Genomic DNA, 20,517 nt, shown 5'->3' on the forward strand with positions numbered 1-20,517 from the left:
CTTGTTATAAGTAATCCTTCTTCTATTATAATTTAGCTACAGATATTAAGCCTGCAAGCCTTTACGTTTCTTGTACAACAGGTAAAAACCCAAGGTTAAGAATACCAAAGCCGGCGAATAATCGCCTATCGGTGTATCTTTCCCCCCAATAGGGTCACCACCCACAACAGGAGGAGCATAAACTTCGCTACCGCTTATAGCCTCGCTGGGTAAAGTACCATTATCTTGTATTGTTTGGTATGCATCCGACGATGGCAATTGAGCGCCATCAGCCTGCGCAGTTACAGGAACCAATATTGCTGCAATAGCAAGTACTAATACTAATAATCTGCTGTTTATGTTAATATTTACTCTTTTCATCGTATTACTATTTTCCTTAGTTCTTGTTTTAACCCTTCGCGCGATACTTTAACAATATAAGTACCTTCCGAAACATTCAGTTGGTGAGTATAGCTGGTTGACGATATGTTATCGGCATACAATACACGGATACCCGATACACTTAAAACCTCAACCGACGACAGTTCATCGCTCGACAGTATTTTCAACTCTTTGTTATTATTAACGCTTACCGACAAATCGGATTGATTATCCGTAATGCCTAAACCTTCATAATATGTGAAGTGTAGTTCGAAACGGTCAGGAGCTAAACCTCCTTTAACGTAATTGCCTTCCGTTTTGTCGTAAACACAATCACACTTAGGCGTGAAACGGTAATAACCACCCTCAGTTACATCCATACGTCCACCATCTTTCGTGTCGTAAAGTACAGCGCTCTTAATAAGATTACCTCCTTTGTTGAATCTCAAATAACCGTTTGCTCCCTGATAACAAGACTCTATTCCGAATTTGACAACTTCGGGCAAGTTATTGGCAACCTGATCGCTATTAAGGTTACCCTCTTCATTCATAAAGAATGTTTCTATCTTCTTATCCATATTGTATGGGAAAACAAGTTTCGTAACATCGTTCGTATAATCATAGTTAAACAACAACGTTGAAACAACCTGAACACTATCGGTTACAAAACCGTCGCCCTCTCTTTCAGGAGGTGTTACACCTGTTACCGTAAACCATCCTTTTCGTGGCGATCCTCCCGAACGGGCAGAGATATCCTGAGAACGCGGCTTAGGTTGTGCAGAACTTCCTTGTATGCTTACCACCGAATTATCTCCCTCTAAAGGCATAATCAGATAGTTCCTTGACGGATTAGCTAATATTTCGACCACAAAACCTTGCAAAGGCGCAATTTCGTTAGTCATTGTAGCATCTATTGTTTCGCCGGGTATCGAACGATACGACAAGAAGCCATCGGTAGTAGTATTATTATACCAATAGTTATTGCTTATTATATCGCTGTTATTCAAATAAAGCATATCAAAATCGAGGTGACACATCAACGGATTACCTATCATAACCCGACGGGTAGCACTTCCTCCCGGTAACTCGGGCAATGGCATATGATACATTGCAACTTTCACGCCATCGCGGTCGTTCGCAAACATCACAGTATCCTGATCGTTTTCGTATGTAAAACGTGCTCCTTTATAACCACGTGTTATATAAGCATAATCGTCTGCTATTGGAGTCAAATCGGCTTTATTGTAATATTGGAACTTGCTCTGTCCCGAATTATATGAATGCAAACGAGCCGAATGTTCTGCTGTATTACTATTCATATAGAACGGTAACTCTACAACCCCTTTCAATGCTTCCATGTTTTTATGGTCGGTCCAGCCAATATACGGGCCTCCCACGTTGTAATAACCTCCTGCATACAATGCCATAGCATTTCCTGTTGTCGACAACTCCTGAGTGAGCGTATGGAAAGGTCTTGTATACGAGTCGTGAGAAGTGAAATTATTCTGCGGATTAGTAGCATTAAACAAACGCTGGTACATCCAAGGATAACCCGACATGCTGAAGTCGCCTCCCACAATGTGTTTCAGCGGGCTCGACACCATATACCAACGGTCGCGAAGCATTACCGGAACAGTATTAGTAGCACCCTGTGCATAATAAGGATAACCACCGTTAGCCACTGTTGCCTGATCTTTTGCCGAATATGCAGGATATCCTTCGTAAGGATATGCACCGTAATAATTAAAGTTATACTGAACCTTTGCAAAACTATACTGCAAATAATGAGGGAATATAGTTTCCGAACCGTAGTGATAGATAATAGTATCGCACGCAGGCAATCCTAAAATCTCGGTTCCGATTACGCGCGGAGTATAATCTTTATCCAGATTCGGATAGTTTTTAGAGTTACCTGCAATATGCACCGTTGTACATGGCGCAGGAACAGCTTTTGCTGTATTTATCGACGTACCCTCAACTATTAACCAGTTGTCTGTGTTATGCCAGTTATTATCGGCTGCAGCCGGATTCCAATACATCAACCTGTCGGCCACCGATAAATCGAGATAACGGGTAACTATCTCACCGTCACAACCCGGTATGGTTATTTCGAGTTTGTATTTACCCGAATGATCTAAACTTGCAGATCCAATAACCGGAGTACGTTCATCACTTTCTGTTGTATTAGGGAAATACCATTTATATGTGGCACGAGGCCCTAGAGCCCTTGCATTCAGCTTCACTTCGTCGCCAATACATCTGCGGCTCGATCCCGATACCCATAATAAAGTTTCGTTATTCAAATCGTAAAGGCCAATATCGGTAGTTACTTCCGATCCACAACCAAGGTCGGTAACACGTACCGTTAGTGTATCGGCTGTAGTATTCGATCCCCAACCATCAAATTCACCTGTTGTATTGGGAGTATCTATGTGTACCGAAGTATTATTTTTTTCGAACAGCTCGTAATAATAATTTCCGCTACCACCTGTGGCACTAATATACACATAACCTTTCGAGTTGTTGCTGGGGCAACGATAAGCCGCCGAAGAACTTTTATCGACCTGCAATTGAGGTATATTTATATCCACCTCGAAATCGGTGTTACAATAACCATTATTATTATAAAAATAATTATAGTGATTACTTGTTCGTATAGTATATTTACCCGATTTAGACAAGTACAAAGAATCGACTCCACTGGATATATATTCGCTACTGCTATTGGCATAAGTAACTGTTGCACCCGATGGTTTTGTTTGCACCTGGGCATATCCTGGCTGTAGTGACGAAGTTCCTGCAGGATTAATAGGGGTCATTGTATAAGGCTTGTTATTTTTGAATTTAACAACGGCCGTTCCGCACCGATACACAACTTCGAAAGGTTCGGTCTCTACCGAATACTCATAAGTTGTATAAGTATGAGATACACTTACTTGTTTTAAAATGCCACAACTATCGGTCACATTAAAGTATATGGGTGTAGCGTAAGGCCAGTCAGTATAATACAGGCAATAACCGGCCATATCATAATTTCCCCACTTATTTTTTTCGTAATACGCATAGGGAAAATATGAGTCATCACCAAAATCTTTAGGAACTTGTATCGAAGTATTAGTCGGAGTCCACCACCTTGGCGCAGGAATACGCGAATCGGTAGCAGCACGGTCGAACTCAATTGTCGCCCCTGCAAGAGTACCTCCACTTTGGCTTTGCGGGTATAAGTAGGGGTATATACTATCGAACCTCATACAAGGTGACGAATGCCTATATGAATAACTATAAGTTGTAACATTAACCGGTTGGGAAACAGTTCGCTCATCCGACCATGTTGTACCCTGTCTGTCGGTTATTGTTAATCGGTAAGTACCCGGAGGATAGGGTTTTGATGTTACCGTTTGGTAATAGTGAGTCACAGAATCAGTTGAAGTTTCAACCACCACATTATCCGAGGTTCTTGTTATCTTCCATGCATAGGGATATGCTAAAATACCTCCATAAATATTCGACGTATAATAACCAAAATACCAGTAAAGTGATTTATCCTGACAGCCTTTATTATGCAAAGTAAGATAAGGATCTACATCGCGCAATATTGGAGATTTTGTATAATACGAGCAGGAAGAACTTGTTCCGCCTTTTACACGCATGGCTATACTTGGTAGTTTATTCGCCTGATCTTCCCTTATTTCCTTAATGGTATAATTAGGGTCTTCGTAGAGAATTCCATACGTAGTTGGAATAGGCTTCCATGCGCTTTCGGCTAAAGCTGCCGGCGTTTCTCCTTTTTGAGGAAAATAAAACGCATATTCATAAAATTTTGAAGCCAATGACGCCCCTTGTCTCCAATACGGATGTAACTCATGCGTAGAATTACTAAAAGAAATATATTCGGGATAAAACAACAAATGGTTAGACGTTGGGTTTGAATTATTATTGTATTGTGGCGTAAAAAAATGGTTATAATACGAACTTGAATAAAAATCGGTAGATACCTGTCCTATAACAGTAGAGTCTACTGCAACCGAACCCTCACAACCCGTTGTTAAACGGTATTTGTATTTACCCGGATATAGCGACTCAAACTCAAGATAAGCAGGCATTGTATTTTCCGAATACACAATCTTAGGTAACTGGCTGCTATTAATATACTCGGCAGGAGCAGCTGTAAGCTCCAATGTAAATGGCCCTTTTCCTCCAACTGTAGGTGTAACCCTTACCATTCCTGTAGGTGCACAGTTTAAACTTTTACGTTGCTCTACAACCAACAGAGTTGGCTGTATATACTGTGTGGTAACAGGCACAACAATATTCGATATATAAATATCGGGTTCGTAATCGCCTTCCGACTCGCAAAAAACCGTACCGAAAAGCGTATAAGTTCCGGCCGCCAACCCGATGAAGGTATTCTTTGTTGTGTACAAATAATCATCAGGATCTTCGCCTTGAGGCACCAATTTAAACATTTTGTGGTTGTTAGGGATTATCGATGCATCGCCACTTTCAATAGTTGCCACAACCGATCCGTCATCCAGACATTCCACCCCTTTTACTGTGCAATTCAGTATGTAAGGGCATTTGTTCCCTCCCGAAATTTGCGCCATGGCCTCAGACAATGTGAAGCTCAAAAAAACAAACATCAAGAAGAGTAGTTTGTTTGTGTTAATTTTAAATATAAGTTTCATAAGTTTTGGTTTGAGGTTTCTCTTCATATATGAAAAGCCTTAAGGTTACAGGCAAACACCTGTAACCCTAAAACCTGTATTGTTATTTTTTAATAACTTTCGCTGTATATACTTTACCGTCCTCTACCAGTTTTACCAGATACATGCCGCTTGGCAGATAATCTAAGGATAAAACTTCGTCCGACGATTTTACCGATTTTGTAAATACTTCAATTCCTTGCACATCAACAACCGACACCATGCTTCCTTCGGCTCCTTCAACTTTCAGTTCGCCAGCAAAAGGATTTGGATAAACACGAATTTTTTCGGCAGTTTCCTCATTTATTCCCACAGGTACTCCGGTTAAGGCTACAGGGATAGTTTTAACTTCAACATTAGGAAATGCATCGCAGGTTATTATAGCATAAGGCTTTTCAAAGGCACTAAGGAAATTAGTTTTAAATAAAGTTGAATTTCCTGTTGTTTCGGTCAAATCCCAAAAAGGAGGAATTGAAGGCAATTGCGATAATTGCTTTTCCTCAGAACTATTTTTATCGAATGCCCACCATTCAACAATATAGGTTGGTGTAGCCACTCCTCCGGGGTTATTTCCTGATATTGTTGGCATCAGAGCCGACAGATTAAGCGTATAGGCAGGGTTCTCGTAAACCTCTACATTAACAGTTTGGTTACCAAGATTTTTCGAAGAAGTAACATTCACTTGTGGAATATTGCTAAAGTCTAGTTTGTTGTACGAACAATTAAGTGTTGACAACGAAGTAACACTGCTGTTCAATTTAATAGTTTCCAACTGATTTCTTTGGCACGAAAGCACATCCAAATCAGGGCATCCCAATAAATTAAGCGATTTTAAACTGTGGTTCTGGCAGCCAATAGTTGTCAACAAAGGAGAATTCAATATCAACAACGACTGTAAAGGCCCCTGAGTTCCAAAGATATCGTATCTTGTCCATGCCATGTACACACTTTCCAAAACCGGATGATTTGAGAGCTCCAAAGCAGTAATTCCACAATCCTGTATTCCTAACCTCCTTAATTGAGTATGCGCTTCCAAGAAATCAGCAGAAGGATTTAGTGCAGTACATCCATTTAAAGTAAGGTTAGTAAGTTTCAGGTTGTTCGAAATATCAATGCTTGTCAGCAAATCGTTTTGAGAAAGTGTTAGAGAAGTTAGTTCTGTATTAGCACTTAAATTAACACTAGTCAAAGCACTGCCCGTTACATCGGTCGAATAAACAGGAGCTTTCGATAAGCATAATAATTGTGTAAGCACAGTACCAAGAGGCGTCATATCTAACGATACAATTGGGTTATTACGAGAACTTACTTCCGACAAATTTTCGTGCTTGTCGCTAAATTCGATAGAAGTTACACCCATATCTTCCACACTAAAAGTTTGAAGCGAGCGAGCCGTAGTATATATTTTCACGGTTACTTCTCCTGCCGCTGCATAAGTATGAAAAAGTTCGTTATCTGTTGCAGGCACGGTTGTATACTCTAGTAATGTGCCATCGCCCCAATCGATTTGAAACGCTTCGGCAGCAATAAACGGACGTACACCAAAGTTAAAAATAAGGTTATCAGCCGATAAGTTTGCTTTCATTTCCACAGTTGCCTTTAATGTTTCTGTGTCAATTGCACCTATCACATTACCCACTAAACCATCATCAGCCTTTACATTAAAGGCGAATAATAACTGAACTAATAATAAAAGAGATAAAAGTCTTAATTTCATAAATATTTATTTGTGTATTTTATAATAATTCCTTGTTATGTTTACGATTACAAGAGTGTATCCTTAACTTCTTAAATCGGTTTTGCGCTCCAGTATTTTTATAATATCGTCAATATCCTTCTTAATCTTACGCGAACGAGGACTCGACATATTATATTTTCCTTGAAGGATTTTGCGGACGTATTGGACAGAACATCCGTATTTTTGAGCAATTGCCGCCTTAGGCAAGGTGCGGATCTGATCGATACTCATTTTTTCTTCTTCCATATTATTTTGTTTTTTGATGATTGCCTGAAACAAAAAAAAACGTGCATCCACTATCATTCAATAGTGAACACACGTTTTATTTCTTAAATATTTTTTGTATATTCCGGCGTTACAGCACAGAATACAATATATGACTAAATCAAGGTAACTCTCTCTCTCTCTCTCTCTCTCTCTCTCTCTCTCTCTCTCTCTCTCTCTCTCTCTCTAATTTTTCAGCATAAATATCCAAATCTAATTTGTTAAAAATTAGACCCGTAACTGACTTTTCTGTGAGATGAGAAAACAACATTTTTAGTTTTTTTTACTGCTTAATTCTTCTTTTTATTAATGAAAAACACATAAAAACGGAGTTTCATTCCGTGCAAAGATATAATAAATATTTAATAACGGTACAAAAAATATTTTATTTCAATACAAATGTACCCCAATTAGATACTTTTTTTAATATTGCCATTAAAAAAGGGATGAAAGATTAAACTTCATCCCTTTTTCTTATTTTATGTTAAACAGGTTCAAATATTTAAGCGATTCTTCTTATACCTGACAACAAGCACATAGAACACTCCGAAAGCAATCAGGAAAACGAAAGAAACATCTTCCAAAGGAGTTTTTACTCCCCCGATAGTGTTACCTCCGGGACGTGCATAGGCCTCTTCCGAACCAGTAAGCCCTTCACTGGGCAAGGTAGAATTACCCTTGATTACCTCATAGGCTTCAGAAGAGGGTAGCTTCGCCTCCTCGCCCGAAACCGTAAACGGCACAAACAACATCAACAGACCAAAAAACAATAATAAAGCCTGTTTCGTGATATTTTTATTTATTATTTTCATTTAACTATTAGTTTTCTTTGTTCTTGTTTCAATCCTTCGCGTAAAACCTTCACGATATAAGTACCCTCAGGAACGTTCAACTGATGGATATAGCTAGTTGAAGACAGATTGCTGGCATACAAAACCCGGATACCAGAAGTATTCAAGACTTCAACAGATGATAATTCGGCACTCGACAATACTTTCAACTCTTTATTACTATTCACGCTGACCGAAAGGTCGGACTCTTCATCCGAAATACCGAGCCCTTCGTTATAGGTAAAGTGTAGTTCGAAACGATCCCGATCGAGACCCCCTGCCGTGTAATTACCGTTCACCTTGTCATAACGACAGTCGCAACCATGAACGAAACGGTAATAACCCCCTTGACTCACATCGTGACGGACTCCCTCTTTTTTATCATAAAGAATAGCACTCTTGATTAACTTGCCTCCCTTACGGAACGACAGGTAACCTTCTTTATCATAACAAGACTCGATTCCGAATTTAACAACTTCTGGAAGGGTGTTCTCAACCTGCTCGCCATGCAATACCCCATCATTACCGATGAAGAATGGTTCGATCTTATTCTCAACACCCCAAGGCAACACCAGCTTGACAATATCGTTCTTATCACCGGCATTGAACAACAGGTGCGCATTAATACGGATGCTGTCCGATAGGCCTTCTTCTCCCGCTAAAGGAGGAGTAACACCCGTCACGGTAAACCAGCCGTCAACAACTTCGCCTTGAGAACCCGAACGGGGTTTGGGCAAGTCTGATGAAGAGATACCGGAACTGATAACCGAATAGGTACCCTCCAAAGGTAAGGTTAGGTAAGGACGCGCGGGATTATCCAGAACCTCCACAACAAAACCTTGCAAAGGTGCAATGTCACCCGTTACTGATCCGTCGTACACACCGCCCATGCCTGAACGGTAAGAGACAAAGCTCTCGGTGGCACCGTCCCCATACCAGAAATTATCTTTGATGACATCTGTGTTCTCGGCATAAACCTTATCGAAAGAAATATGGCTCATGAAAGGATTACCGATCATGATACGGCGCGAAGAACTGCCGCCAGGAACATTCAATGGCAAATGGTAGGTAGCCACTTTATAGCCATCCTTATCGGTCATCAATGAAACTGTATCATTGTCGTTCTCGTAAACAAAACGGTAGCCTTTATAACCTCGCGTGTAATAATCGTACTGGTCGATAGGATCAAGTGTCTCTTCCGAGAAGTACTGGAACTTACTGCGGGTTCCGTCGTAACTGTGAAGGTGGATATCGTGGACATCACTGTCGCTGCTCATAAAGTAAGGCAGCTCGATTACTCCCTTCAGCGATTCGAGGTTCTTGTGGTCGATCCAACCCAGGTCGGCCGGGTCGCTTGAATTCACTTTCTGAGCCATCAACAAAGCCAAGGCATGACCCGAAGATTCGAGGTCCTGGTTCAGCGTATTGAACTCACGCGTATAGTCATCGTGGTGCGTATGGTTGGTTTGGGGATCCGAGGCATTATACAAACGCTGGTAGGCAAACGGATAACCGCCGATGCCAAAGTCGCCCCCCGTAATATGTTTCAGAGGAGCAGAAAGCATATACCACCGGGAACGTAGCATCTTGGGTATGCTTAGACCTGCACTGTAATTAGGATAACTTGTTGACGAACCCGATTCGTTATCCTTGTTGAAAAGGGGCTGCGCCACATTCAGGTTTTTGTAGAACCCGAAGTTATACTGAACCTTGGCACGGCTGTAACGAAGGTAATGAGGATAAGCCGTAGACGAACCGTAGTGGTAGATAATTGTATCGCATGTAGGATAACCGATGTACAGAGAATTCACTGTACGGGGAGTATGTGTGGCATCGAGGCTCGGGTAGAACTTGGCGTTGCCGGCAATGTGAACCGAGGTACAGGGAGCTGGGAAAGCGCTCGCCTGTTTGGTGGTACCCCCTTCGACGATAAGCCAGTTCTTTACATTGTGCCAGTTACCGTCCTCGGCATCGGGGTTCCAGTACATTAGCTTGTCGGCTACAGAAACCGTCAACGTATCGTAAATCATCGCATAGGCACAACCAGGAATAGTAGCTTCGAAATAAACCTTACCGGAAAAACCGGATGTGGCAGAAGCAATGACCGGATTCTGGGCCGAAGTGGTGGTACCGTCAGGGAAGGTCCACTTCAAGGTAGCACCGTCGCCAAGGCAGATAGAACGAAGACGAACTTCATCACCATAACATTTACGTGTTCCCCCCTCGATCCACGCAACGGTGGCATTGTCTAGGTTATGGATAGGAACAGGAAGCTCGAACGAACGGGCACAGATTTCGTCCCTGACTACAACCATCAACTCGTTACCCACCGCATTGGCTGCCCAGTTGGTAAAGATTCCCGTGCTGTTGCCGGGCTCGAGCGGAGTAGTCAAATCGCCCTTGTTATACAGCGTGTAGGTGTAGTTACCGCTACCATGTTTAGCACGAAGCTGGATATAACCCACATTGGTATTATCGGGACAACGGAAAGCGGCCAGGTAACTATCGTCCAAAGCAAGCTTACGAGGCGCAACAAATATAGTGTCGTAAATGGTTAAACAACTGTGCAGCGAATCAGTATAATTATCTTCAGTTATCGGGTTATACGCGAATACATACATACCCCCCTCTTTTGGAGGAGCAATGCGCCAGTAACCTCCATTATAGATATAATTGTAATCATAGGTCGTAGTCCGATTGCTGATAGGCGCAACGGCTCCGGCGGGCCACGATACACGATGGCAATATAATCTTGGTATCGACGAAGATGGCGTATCTTCTGTTCCGTAGAACCTCCGTGTATACATTTCGTCCATGTTGGTTGGGGTAACCTGCACATATTCGCATTCGAAAACTTCGTCCTCTTGCGCCTTGTAAGCAGGTTTTACTCCTGTTATAAAATATTCGTAAGCACGATCGTAAGTATTAGTATGAGATACTTCGAAAACATTGCCGCAACTGTCCGTTATATTATAGTACCAAATGGTACCATAAGGGGCATCATCAAACGATACACGATTCGGTGTTCCGGTATAAGAGTAATTGGTACGGAACGGATAAACACTAGAACCTGAATAAGTTTTGGGTATTTCGATATAGGTATGGGTTGGAGCCGGAGCGGGACTTCCGCCAGGAGTAACACTCTTTGACTGGTTAAACTCAAGGGTTGCACCTTTCCAGGTACCCGAACTAGAAGAGCAAAAAATATCATGACTATGCAAATACTCCTTTTTACAGTAATCATACCGATTGTTTGTATATGCAGCACTTGCATTCGTGTAATAAGGGCTAGTTCCCGCCACATCTCTCATTTGGAATATCCGACGTGTAGTACCACTACTATTTGCACGCACATCGTATTCTACCCCTTCTCCATCGGTTGCTATCACATAATACTTACCGTCAGGAAGGTTCTGCCCATCGGGGTGTATCAGGACTTTGGTTGTTGAATAATTAGGTGTATTATTTTCGTAGTACAACGAATCGCCCACCGAGGTATCCATTTTATACAACTTCCACGTAAAAGGCAAACAAACAGGATATTGTTCCATAGACCAGCGAAAATAATAGCACATTCTGTTACAAATTCGGACACTTCCAAACTCAGTAAAAGGATTATAAGGAGATATTACCAACGGATAATCCTTTGTTGTTTCGGGACAACCCTTTATTCTTATCCTGACTATAGGGCATTTATTAGCATCAGTCCTCATTTCGTTAATTGTATAAAGCGCCGTATAACTCAGCAAATGGTCGGCATTGGGAACCGTTTTCCAATCACTTTCCTGAATAGTAGAAGCATCATTGATTCCATCATTGTAATAAAAAGCATATTCGTAATACAAACTGGCATAACGGGCATAGTACGACCCATACCACGATATATAAAATTGTATATCATTACAAGTAGCTGTTGATGAGGTATTAGTTTGGATTTGGGGACGTAGACCAAGGTCAAAATTGTCACTCATTGTTCCTACCGTAGCCGAGCCCCATTTGGTAGCACCGCAACCATCGGTTAACAATACCGTATATTTTCCGGCAGGCAGGTTTTTCAAAATATAAACAGATGCAGGTTTGATGGTTGCACTGCTATAGAAAACCGAATCGCCCGTATAGGAGGCAGGACACTCTATAAGCTCCATCTTATAAGGAGGGGTGGTAAACCTTACATTCTCCAGCTTTAAGGCGCCCGTTGGTGTACACGACATTGAAGGGCGGTAATAATCTTCGTGATGGTTAGTATTCATGTTAAAATCGAAGAAAGGAGCATCGTAGTTAATAGCCCACTTTACTTCCACCTGTGTTTTGGTGGCATATTTATCGGGATCCTGACCCGGCAACTGGCAAAGGGCTTTTGCCTTCACCGTGTAGATACCCGGCTTTAAACCACGCAACACATTATCGGTTACCCACTCCACACTGGCATCATCGTCCAATGTTCCGCTGGGATCCAGATAAGCTTTATACATCTGGTTAGGCATATACTGAATATCGTTACCTGTCAGCCTAACCTCTATCTCGCCATTGGTTTCGCACGTGTTGTGCTTGATATTAACAATCTCTATCCCAAACTCACATCCTGTTTGCTGGGCATGCAACATTACCAATGGAAACAACAACAGGGATACCAATAAAAGCAACCCGCGCCGTAATAATCTTAATTTCTTCTTTTCCATATACTCTTTTTTTACACCTTTTATAGTTTTGTATAAGTATTATTCCGGGAGCTATTCCCCCGGAATAAGATTGAGTTTATTTCTTTATAACTTTATGCGTTGTGCTTACTCCCGAATCGTCGACCACCACAAAGTAAACCCCCGAAGGAAGACCCGTGAGTAATATCGTGGCGCTATCCGAAGATATAACAGTGGTATAAACCGAAACACCCGAAAGGTTAACGACACGCACAAGGCTTCCCTTGCCTCCTCTAACCTTCAATTCTTCGGCAAACGGATTAGGGTATACACCGACTTTTTCATGATCCCCTTCAGGGTTGATGCCCACGCTCGAGCCGTTCAACTCGATCTGTTCGGTCCTCTGGGTTATCATCGTACCGAAACCCGTATTGTAGACTTCCGCGTAAAAACCATCCAACGTCCCGAAGATTCCTTCTAACTCGATTAAATAATCAGGAGTAAAATAGTACTCTTCCTTATTCGGTGTCTTTATTATTTTTCCTGCTTGCACAGGGTCCTCCCCAAATTCCGAAAGTTCAAAGCTCTCAGTGCCGCCAAAAGCCACAAACCAGGACACCTTGTAAACGGGGCTTGCAACTCCCCTAGGATTATAGTCTGCCCTTACTGTGGGCAAATCGAGCTTGATTGTATAAGCAGGATTTTCGACAATACTCATAGCCGTACTAACCTGACCCGAATAATCAAAACTGGTGCTTATCCCAACCTGAGGAAATGTACCAAAGCCTAGTTTATTATTGGAACAGTCAACCACATCCATAGTGGTTATTGATGTACTGACTTCTAATGTAGACAATTGGTTATTAGAACATTTCAATGACTGAAGGGAAGGACAGCCCGAAAGGTCTAACGATGTAAGGCTGTTGCCCGAACAGGCTACATAGCTCAACTGCGGGCAATTACCGACTGTTAGCGATGTCAGCTTTTTCGATCCGCTGCACGCCAATTCTATCTTATTAAGTTTTGGCAACGATGGGATGTTTACCGCCGTGAAACTGTTCGCGGCACTGAACTCTGTTAATTCAACCATGGATGAACTAAGCAACGAAGCATTGTCTTCCAAACGGGGACAATCGTTCAGGTTCAGTTTGGATAGAAAAGCATTGTCCGACACCTTTACACTGGTCAACAACTCGTTATCGTTCAATATAAGGTTTACAAGGTTTGTATTACTGCTGACATCAAGGCTTGTTAGCTTGCAACTGACAGCCATATTGTTCTGTTTCGCATAACAGTTCAAGGTTTGTAAAGCCGTCAGGTTTGAAACCTCGAGGCTTGAAACAGGGTTATCTATCGAAGTGATCGTATTCAACATTCCGTTCATTCCTCCGGCCGACTCGAAAGACAATGAAGTGGCTCCCTGGTCGATGACATTGAACAAAAACAAGGTGTTGACATTACAATAAATTGTGATCTCAACCTCGTCACCCACGTTGTCCGAAGAACCGTAGGTATACGTAACTTCCTGGTTGATACCACTGGTAGGATAAGAAAACTTCTTGTCTGACACACCTCCCCAGCTGACTTCGATACCTTCGGAAGAAGTATTTACCGAGAATAGGACGGTTTTATCACTGCCCAGCTTTGCCTTTATCGTAGCGGCCTTGATTTTGCTGATTGATTCTATTGGTGAACCTGTTACAATACCCGAATAGGCAGGAACTGTAAATAAAATTTGTATTAAAAAAATTAGAGGTAAAAATTTTGATTTCATAAATATGTATTTGTGTTATATATATAATGTTGTGTAAATAAGCCGTCTATTGATTATCACTTCTCGATATCGGTATAGCGCTCCAGTATTTTGATAATGTCTTCGATATCCTTCTTGATCTGTTTGGAACGGATAGTAGTCATGTGATACTTGCCTTGAAGGATTTTACGGACATACTGTACTGAACATCCGTATTTTTGAGCGATTGCCGCCTTAGGTAGGGAACGGATCTGATCGATACTCATTTTTTCTTCTTCCATATTATTTTATTTTTTTTTGATGATTGCTTGAAACAAAAAACGTGCATCCACTATCATTCAATAGTGAACACACGTTTTATTTCTTAAATATTTTTTGTATATTCCGACTCTATGGTTCGGAATATGATATACCACTAAATCAGGTCTCTCTCTCTCTCTCTAATTTTTCAGCATAAATATCCAAATCTAATTTGTTAAAAATTAGACCCGTAACTGACTTTTCTGTGAGACGAGAAAACAACATTCGCAGCTTTTTTTACTCCTTTATTCTTCTTTTTATCAATGAAAAAACCATTAATACGGAACTTCATTTCTCCGCAAAGATATAATAAATATTCAATTAGAATACAATTTATCTTAATTTTATACTCGTTTCGGAAACTTTTTATACAATATCATTTAACTATATACTCATATACGATACTATCAAAACATTGGTTAATATAAAATATACAAAACAATAAAGGATATGCAATGCATATCCTTTATTGACTATTTATCTAAACAATATCCCTCTTTCGCCTTTTTACTACAAAATATATTAATCCCAATATAGCAATACATTGCAATCCAATATTATTTAGCGGAACTTCTCCGGCGATAGGTGGCCCATCAGGCTCATCCGAAGTTTGAGTAGGTAATTCGGTTTGAGCAAACTTGTAAGAGTCTTCTATTTCTTTATAAACTCCATCAGAAGGAAGTTTATCTCCACTTCCAAACAAAGGAAGTTCGAAAAGAAAAAAGAAAATCAAAATTATTAATCCTGTATGTTTCATTTTATTACAATTTTCTTGATTTCACTTGATCCATCAGCCAATATAACTTTCGCAAAGTATACGCCCGAAGGTATATCGTCCGAATAAACCTTCTCATAGTAGAGCGAAGCTATACCCGCTTCTGCCACTATAATCCGGCCATGCATATCGACAAGAGCAACAGACTCGATAAATTTACCCGACGACGAAACTGCCAGTTTATACCCATCGCAACCGATAATAACTTCATCTCCATTCAAAGGATCCATGCCTACCGAGTTATAAGCAAAACGCAACTCGAAACGATCGGTATCCAAACCTTTCTGACCCGACTCGGTTTTATCGTAGCGGTGTATAAAGTCGTAATTATTAACCACACCCCGACGAATTTCCATCATATTATTATTAAGGTGTTTATCAACCAAAATTACCTTATCGGCAGGAAGGTTTTCTTTTATTTCGAATCGGAGCCTCATTAACCCTTGATATTGTGACTGCAAACCAAGTTTCACGATTTCAGTATTATTTTGTTCGTACTGATACATGTTTGCTGTTCCAACACCATCAATAAAGAATGTTTCTGCTTTTTCGGTATAACTTGCCGGATAAACAGTTTTGCCTTTATTAGAGCCAAAGCAATTGAACATCAATTTGCTTTGTATTCTCACACTATCGCCACCACTTACTGCCGGAGGAACAATCCCATACATTTCGATCCATCCCTGATCGGAACTTCTAACGCGCGAACTACGTGTATCGCCGGCATTCAGCGCCATAACACTGTATCCTTCGGTTATACCTCCCATTGGGAAGATTATCGAATTAGAAACCGGGCTCTCTTTTACTTTTATCGCCACCGCCTGTAAAGGTTTAATGTAAGGTGTGGTGATAGTACCTCCACCCGGAACATCGGGAGCATAAACATCAAATGTTTTTGAGCCACTACCGTCGTATATTTCGTAATAATTTTCGATAGTTTGCGAATTCGCTTCATATAGTTTATCGAAGTTAAGATGCGCCATAAACGGATTACCCATCATTATAGACTTGCCTACCGACTCGGCATCCAGAGGCATGGTATACGATTCTACACGTTTTCCCTGATAAGTTATCGAATCGAGACGATTATAGCTGTTCTCGTAAATAAACCTGAACGCCTCTAGTCCACGAACAATTTCGTCGTAGCTGCCTGTAAGTTCATACGGAGGTTTAGTATAATCGTAATACAAGAACTTCATTGTTTCTGTAGCCTCATCATACTCATGGTAATCGAGATGTTGCATTATACGCGGATTATTAAAATATGGTATTTCAATATTACCGTCCAAAGCCTCAAGGGTTGTCTGATTTTTATAACGATGATCTGCCGATCTGTAAGGAGGCATCCAAATAGCCAATGCATTATAATTGGTTCCGCCACCTAAATCGATATTAGCCTTAGCAAATGTTTTCGAAAAAGAATTATAACCGGGCGTAGCTCCAACCGGATCTACAACCATAAACGCACGTTGATATATTTGTGGATAAGGCCCTACACCAAAATCGCCACCTGTCATTTTTTTCAGCGGAGCCGAAAGCGAGTACCAATAGGCACGCTGCATAGGCTCGGGAGCAAACACATTGGGGTAGATAAGCTCGTCCATATTATTTCCCGGCTGGCTGTTATTAACAAAACTTCCGTTATAAGCTCCGAAATTATATCGAATACGGGCCAAATTATACTGCAAATACTGAGGATAAACAGTTTCCGAACCATGATAATAAATTATCGTATCGCAGGCCGGATAACCATATTTTCCCAAAGCAGGAGTATTGGCAGGATCTAACCACGGATAATTACCTCCATCATTCGACAAAATATGCACTGTTGTACAAGGAGCCGGAACCGCATTTGCCATCGAACCATCTTGGTTCAGCCAGTTGTCGGTCTTGTTCCAGTTTTTATCTGTAGCGTCGGGGTTCCAGTACATTACCGTAGGAGCTACCGAAACTTCCAGACTTCGGGTTATGGTTATTGGCTGACCTAATCCGTCGAAACACTGGGGAATACCAATTTCGGCCGTATATGTATCCGTTCCTTTAGCCATCAGTACATCGGCAGAAACCACCGGAGTACGGGTGTCTCTAACTTCCCAAGTTTTATCGGCATTATACCAATAGTAATTAGTTTCGCCCAGAGGAACGCAGACCAACTGTGCCGAATCGCCATAACATTTACGAGGGTCGCCGGTTACACTCAACAACGCCGCATTACCAAGGTCTTGCAAGGTAACAATACCTGTTACTTTATATTCGTTACAGCCTTTATCCGTTATTTGCGCATAGAAAATATCGCTTCCGGTTGCAGGCCAGCCCGAAAACTCTCCTGTTGTATTTGTTTCTATCGCAACACCATTTACAGCATCGTCTCTGTTTGCAAACAAGCTATACTCGTAGGGTCCTATTCCGTTTTTAGCCTTTATAAGAATTGTTCCTACGCCAACCTCAGCCCCCGGACAACGGTACCCTCCCGTTATCTCGGTATCGAACTCAACAAAGCCTCCTTTAAGAACATACATATACTCTCTAACCTGACAGCTATTTAAAGTATCTGCCGAATAATTAATACTTGCATATACTTTAATTCTGATAGTATCCATATAATCGGTTACTTTAAAAGACACCGAATTGCTGTTCGAAACATCGTTAACACAATAAGACCCGCCGTGTTCCCAAGCTAGTTCCCAATCGACGAAAGGACATGAACCACCACTCCAGTCGTCATAACAGCACCCGTAAGAATTTATATTTTTACCGGATATCCGGATATAATGAGATCGGTATGGATATGGAGTTTGCTCAATAACATTTTTCCAGTTACCAAAGGTATAGGTGGTTCCCGTACAGTCGAAATTCTGTGCTGTAATTTCAGGCGGTGTATCACTAAAAATATAAGGCTTATCGGCACTGTAAGATAAGTGCTTTGAAAAAAGCGGAGCCTCGCGCCCGCACGAGTCAGTATACAAAAATGTATATGTACCTGCCGGAAGGTCTAAAGTTCCGGAACTTACCTTTATATCTTCAAGATTAAAAGGATATAAAGAGTGATAAGAAGTCGCTGCTTTTGGAATTACCCTTGTCACTCCCAGCACACCACTTGGAATACCAGCAGGAGCTGAAACCAGCTTTAAGGTACCTCCGTTAATAGAATAGTTCTTATCTAACCGAAAATAGGCTACTTTATTAGGATAATACCCACAACTGTCTGGCAGGATACTCACAGAAATACTGGGGGCAGTAATTGCCGGCTCGGTATAAGGCTGTGGTGTTGGAGCCGTAAAGTCTTTCTCGCCCACTAATTGTCCGTAATTATCGAATATCTTAATTTTAAACTGGTCGCCCACTTCGGGAGACACTATCCATCTTGGAGTCGTATTTTTTCCATATGGCAAACTGTAGATATCATTAGCAGAATATGAGGTACCGGCTGTTATAGTATATAACGAATCGTTTGTAACCCCATCGTAAAATACTATTTTAAAAGGAACACCATACAAACCTTCATTAAGAACTGTATGACTTCTTGATGGGTTGTAGTACAGCGTAGAGAAACAATCGGAAGCTCCCCTAAACCTGTATTCTCCAAAATCGGCAAGTTTTACACTTGGCGGGTTTGGCAACTGCAAAAGGTAATCGACAGGAGCGAATACCGAATAGTCGGTATCGTATCTGTTTGTTATCGTAGCCTTATATAATCTGGAATGATCTATCATTAACGAGTCGCGGCTATAGCGTTTCGATGGTAGTATAACCTCCATATTGGGAGCGACCTTAACCCTTGGCTCTGTATTGCCTCCCATATAGTCGTTACAATAGAACTTAGTATAAAAAATATCTCTCAGGTTATAGGTTTCTACAAGTGTTCCATCCTGTTCGTAAAAGCTTATATCAAAATCTTCGGGATAGGTATACAAACTATATTTTGCAGAATTATAATATTTAGGATTCGAAACCACTCTTACCTGCATATCATTTTGCAGCCTCTCGTGATAATAATTATCATAAAAACTATCATAACAATAACTATAGTCATTCGGATGTGTCTCCGAATAACCATCAGAGTCATAATCTTTACTCATATAAACATCGGGCAAAATATAATCCGAAGCAATGGGCTCAACGTCTTTAGATGTTATTGTAAATGTTGAACTGGCAATTATATTACCGCAAGGGTCTGTCATTTCCCAGGCATAGTTACCCGGCATAAAAGGATAATTAGTACTGGATGAAAGTGTAACCGATGTTGACGGAGAACTTATACTCCACGATTTAGATCCTTTATAACTCTCGGGATACGAAGTTAGTTTCACATAAGAATAAAAATAACCGATATTAGCATTGCCCGATACATAAGCACCTGCCGGATTGGTATACGAACCAATTTTTACCGATGCATTGCCCGAAGGGCCGAACGGATTAGCATTGCCCGATATTACGAGATTGTGTGTGAACGTCGGATTATTTTCCACTGCAGTTATCTCTATCACATCAAAAGTGACCTCATTTACACACGAGTCCTGCACGCGTACTTTATAGGTTCCGGCAGGCACTTTAGTAAAGTTAACACGAGCCCTACCCGAAGTAGAAGTAATAGTTGTATCCTTTGTTCCCGTATACGCAGCCGGAGCCTCATCAATAATGAAACGGAAAGGAGACCTTCCTCCCGAAACTTCCCTCGAAAAAGAACCTTTCTTCTGATCTACGCCACCACATGTCAGCGATCTGTAAGTAGAATAGGTATAAGAACTTACGGCAAACGGCGTAAACGAGCGTCCAACCTCGTAAGGGCCACTACGCAAAATTACATTCTGCCCCGAAAGATTACACAGATATTTTACATACACATAGTATTTACCCACATTCACCCAGTAATATTCTTCCGGATCCGAAGGCTGAAAAGACAATTCATCTATGTCGTTCTGTTGCGAAACCATAAACTTGTAATTGTCTGCATTTATACTACCTTCGGCAAATGTAAAGTCTACATACACTTGTCCCATGGCAACGCATCGCGAGTCCACAACACGGGCGCTCAACGACACCTGACTCTCACACGGATTGGTTTGTGACCCCGCCTTAAATACAGCAGTAAAACACAATACCGTCAGCAATAATAATTTAATTTTTTCCATATAGCAGATTTATTTAGCTATCAGC

General features: G+C 41.2%; 10 protein-coding genes. All 10 read right to left on the minus strand.

Annotated elements, in window-relative coordinates:
* Window positions 1-45: 45 nt before the first annotated feature.
* A complete protein-coding gene (locus D0T53_RS05845; protein ID WP_163266021.1) occupies window positions 46-360 on the minus strand; it encodes a hypothetical protein in 315 nt (104 codons plus the stop codon).
* Window positions 357-5,045, minus strand: coding sequence for a T9SS type A sorting domain-containing protein (locus tag D0T53_RS05850; protein ID WP_163266023.1), 4,689 nt, complete (start codon window positions 5,043-5,045; stop codon window positions 357-359). Before D0T53_RS05850 ends, D0T53_RS05845 begins: the two co-directional genes overlap by 4 nt.
* A gap of 82 nt (window positions 5,046-5,127) precedes the next feature.
* Window positions 5,128-6,780 (minus strand): T9SS type A sorting domain-containing protein, encoded by a 1,653-nt coding sequence (locus tag D0T53_RS05855; protein ID WP_163266025.1) that lies wholly within the window; start codon window positions 6,778-6,780, stop codon window positions 5,128-5,130.
* A gap of 63 nt (window positions 6,781-6,843) precedes the next feature.
* The gene (locus D0T53_RS05860) at window positions 6,844-7,047 is read right to left on the minus strand and encodes a hypothetical protein (protein WP_163265863.1); all 204 of its coding nucleotides are present in this window, start codon (window positions 7,045-7,047) and stop codon (window positions 6,844-6,846) included.
* A 512-nt stretch (window positions 7,048-7,559) separates the two neighbouring features.
* Entirely contained in the window at window positions 7,560-7,877 is a 318-nt protein-coding gene (locus D0T53_RS05865; RefSeq protein ID WP_163266027.1) for a hypothetical protein, read from the minus strand.
* Window positions 7,874-12,574, minus strand: coding sequence for a T9SS type A sorting domain-containing protein (locus tag D0T53_RS05870; RefSeq protein WP_163266029.1), 4,701 nt, complete (start codon window positions 12,572-12,574; stop codon window positions 7,874-7,876). Before D0T53_RS05870 ends, D0T53_RS05865 begins: the two co-directional genes overlap by 4 nt.
* A gap of 76 nt (window positions 12,575-12,650) precedes the next feature.
* The gene (locus D0T53_RS05875) at window positions 12,651-14,306 is read right to left on the minus strand and encodes a T9SS type A sorting domain-containing protein (RefSeq protein WP_163266031.1); all 1,656 of its coding nucleotides are present in this window, start codon (window positions 14,304-14,306) and stop codon (window positions 12,651-12,653) included.
* A 56-nt stretch (window positions 14,307-14,362) separates the two neighbouring features.
* Entirely contained in the window at window positions 14,363-14,566 is a 204-nt protein-coding gene (locus D0T53_RS05880) for a hypothetical protein (RefSeq protein WP_163266033.1), read from the minus strand.
* Window positions 14,567-15,066: 500 nt separating this feature from the next.
* Window positions 15,067-15,342, minus strand: coding sequence for a hypothetical protein (locus D0T53_RS05885; RefSeq protein ID WP_163266035.1), 276 nt, complete (start codon window positions 15,340-15,342; stop codon window positions 15,067-15,069).
* A complete protein-coding gene (locus D0T53_RS05890; protein WP_163266037.1) occupies window positions 15,339-20,492 on the minus strand; it encodes a T9SS type A sorting domain-containing protein in 5,154 nt (1,717 codons plus the stop codon). The genes D0T53_RS05885 and D0T53_RS05890 overlap by 4 nt, the downstream gene beginning before the upstream one ends.
* Window positions 20,493-20,517 lie beyond the last annotated feature (25 nt).

The sequence above is a fragment of the Dysgonomonas sp. 216 genome (assembly GCF_010501065.1).
Classification (GTDB): Bacteria; Bacteroidota; Bacteroidia; order Bacteroidales; family Dysgonomonadaceae; genus QVMM01.

What these genes read in the sequence shown, in the direction of transcription:
- D0T53_RS05890 (WP_163266037.1), bottom strand. Translation starts at nt 20,492, where the DNA reads ATGGAAAAAATTAAATTATTATTGCTGACGGTATTGTGTTTTACTGCT.
- D0T53_RS05850 (WP_163266023.1), bottom strand. Translation starts at nt 5,045, where the DNA reads ATGAAACTTATATTTAAAATTAACACAAACAAACTACTCTTCTTGATG.
- D0T53_RS05880 (WP_163266033.1), bottom strand. Translation starts at nt 14,566, where the DNA reads ATGGAAGAAGAAAAAATGAGTATCGATCAGATCCGTTCCCTACCTAAG.
- D0T53_RS05865 (WP_163266027.1), bottom strand. Translation starts at nt 7,877, where the DNA reads ATGAAAATAATAAATAAAAATATCACGAAACAGGCTTTATTATTGTTT.
- D0T53_RS05855 (WP_163266025.1), bottom strand. Translation starts at nt 6,780, where the DNA reads ATGAAATTAAGACTTTTATCTCTTTTATTATTAGTTCAGTTATTATTC.
- D0T53_RS05885 (WP_163266035.1), bottom strand. Translation starts at nt 15,342, where the DNA reads ATGAAACATACAGGATTAATAATTTTGATTTTCTTTTTTCTTTTCGAA.
- D0T53_RS05870 (WP_163266029.1), bottom strand. Translation starts at nt 12,574, where the DNA reads ATGGAAAAGAAGAAATTAAGATTATTACGGCGCGGGTTGCTTTTATTG.
- D0T53_RS05875 (WP_163266031.1), bottom strand. Translation starts at nt 14,306, where the DNA reads ATGAAATCAAAATTTTTACCTCTAATTTTTTTAATACAAATTTTATTT.
- D0T53_RS05845 (WP_163266021.1), bottom strand. Translation starts at nt 360, where the DNA reads ATGAAAAGAGTAAATATTAACATAAACAGCAGATTATTAGTATTAGTA.
- D0T53_RS05860 (WP_163265863.1), bottom strand. Translation starts at nt 7,047, where the DNA reads ATGGAAGAAGAAAAAATGAGTATCGATCAGATCCGCACCTTGCCTAAG.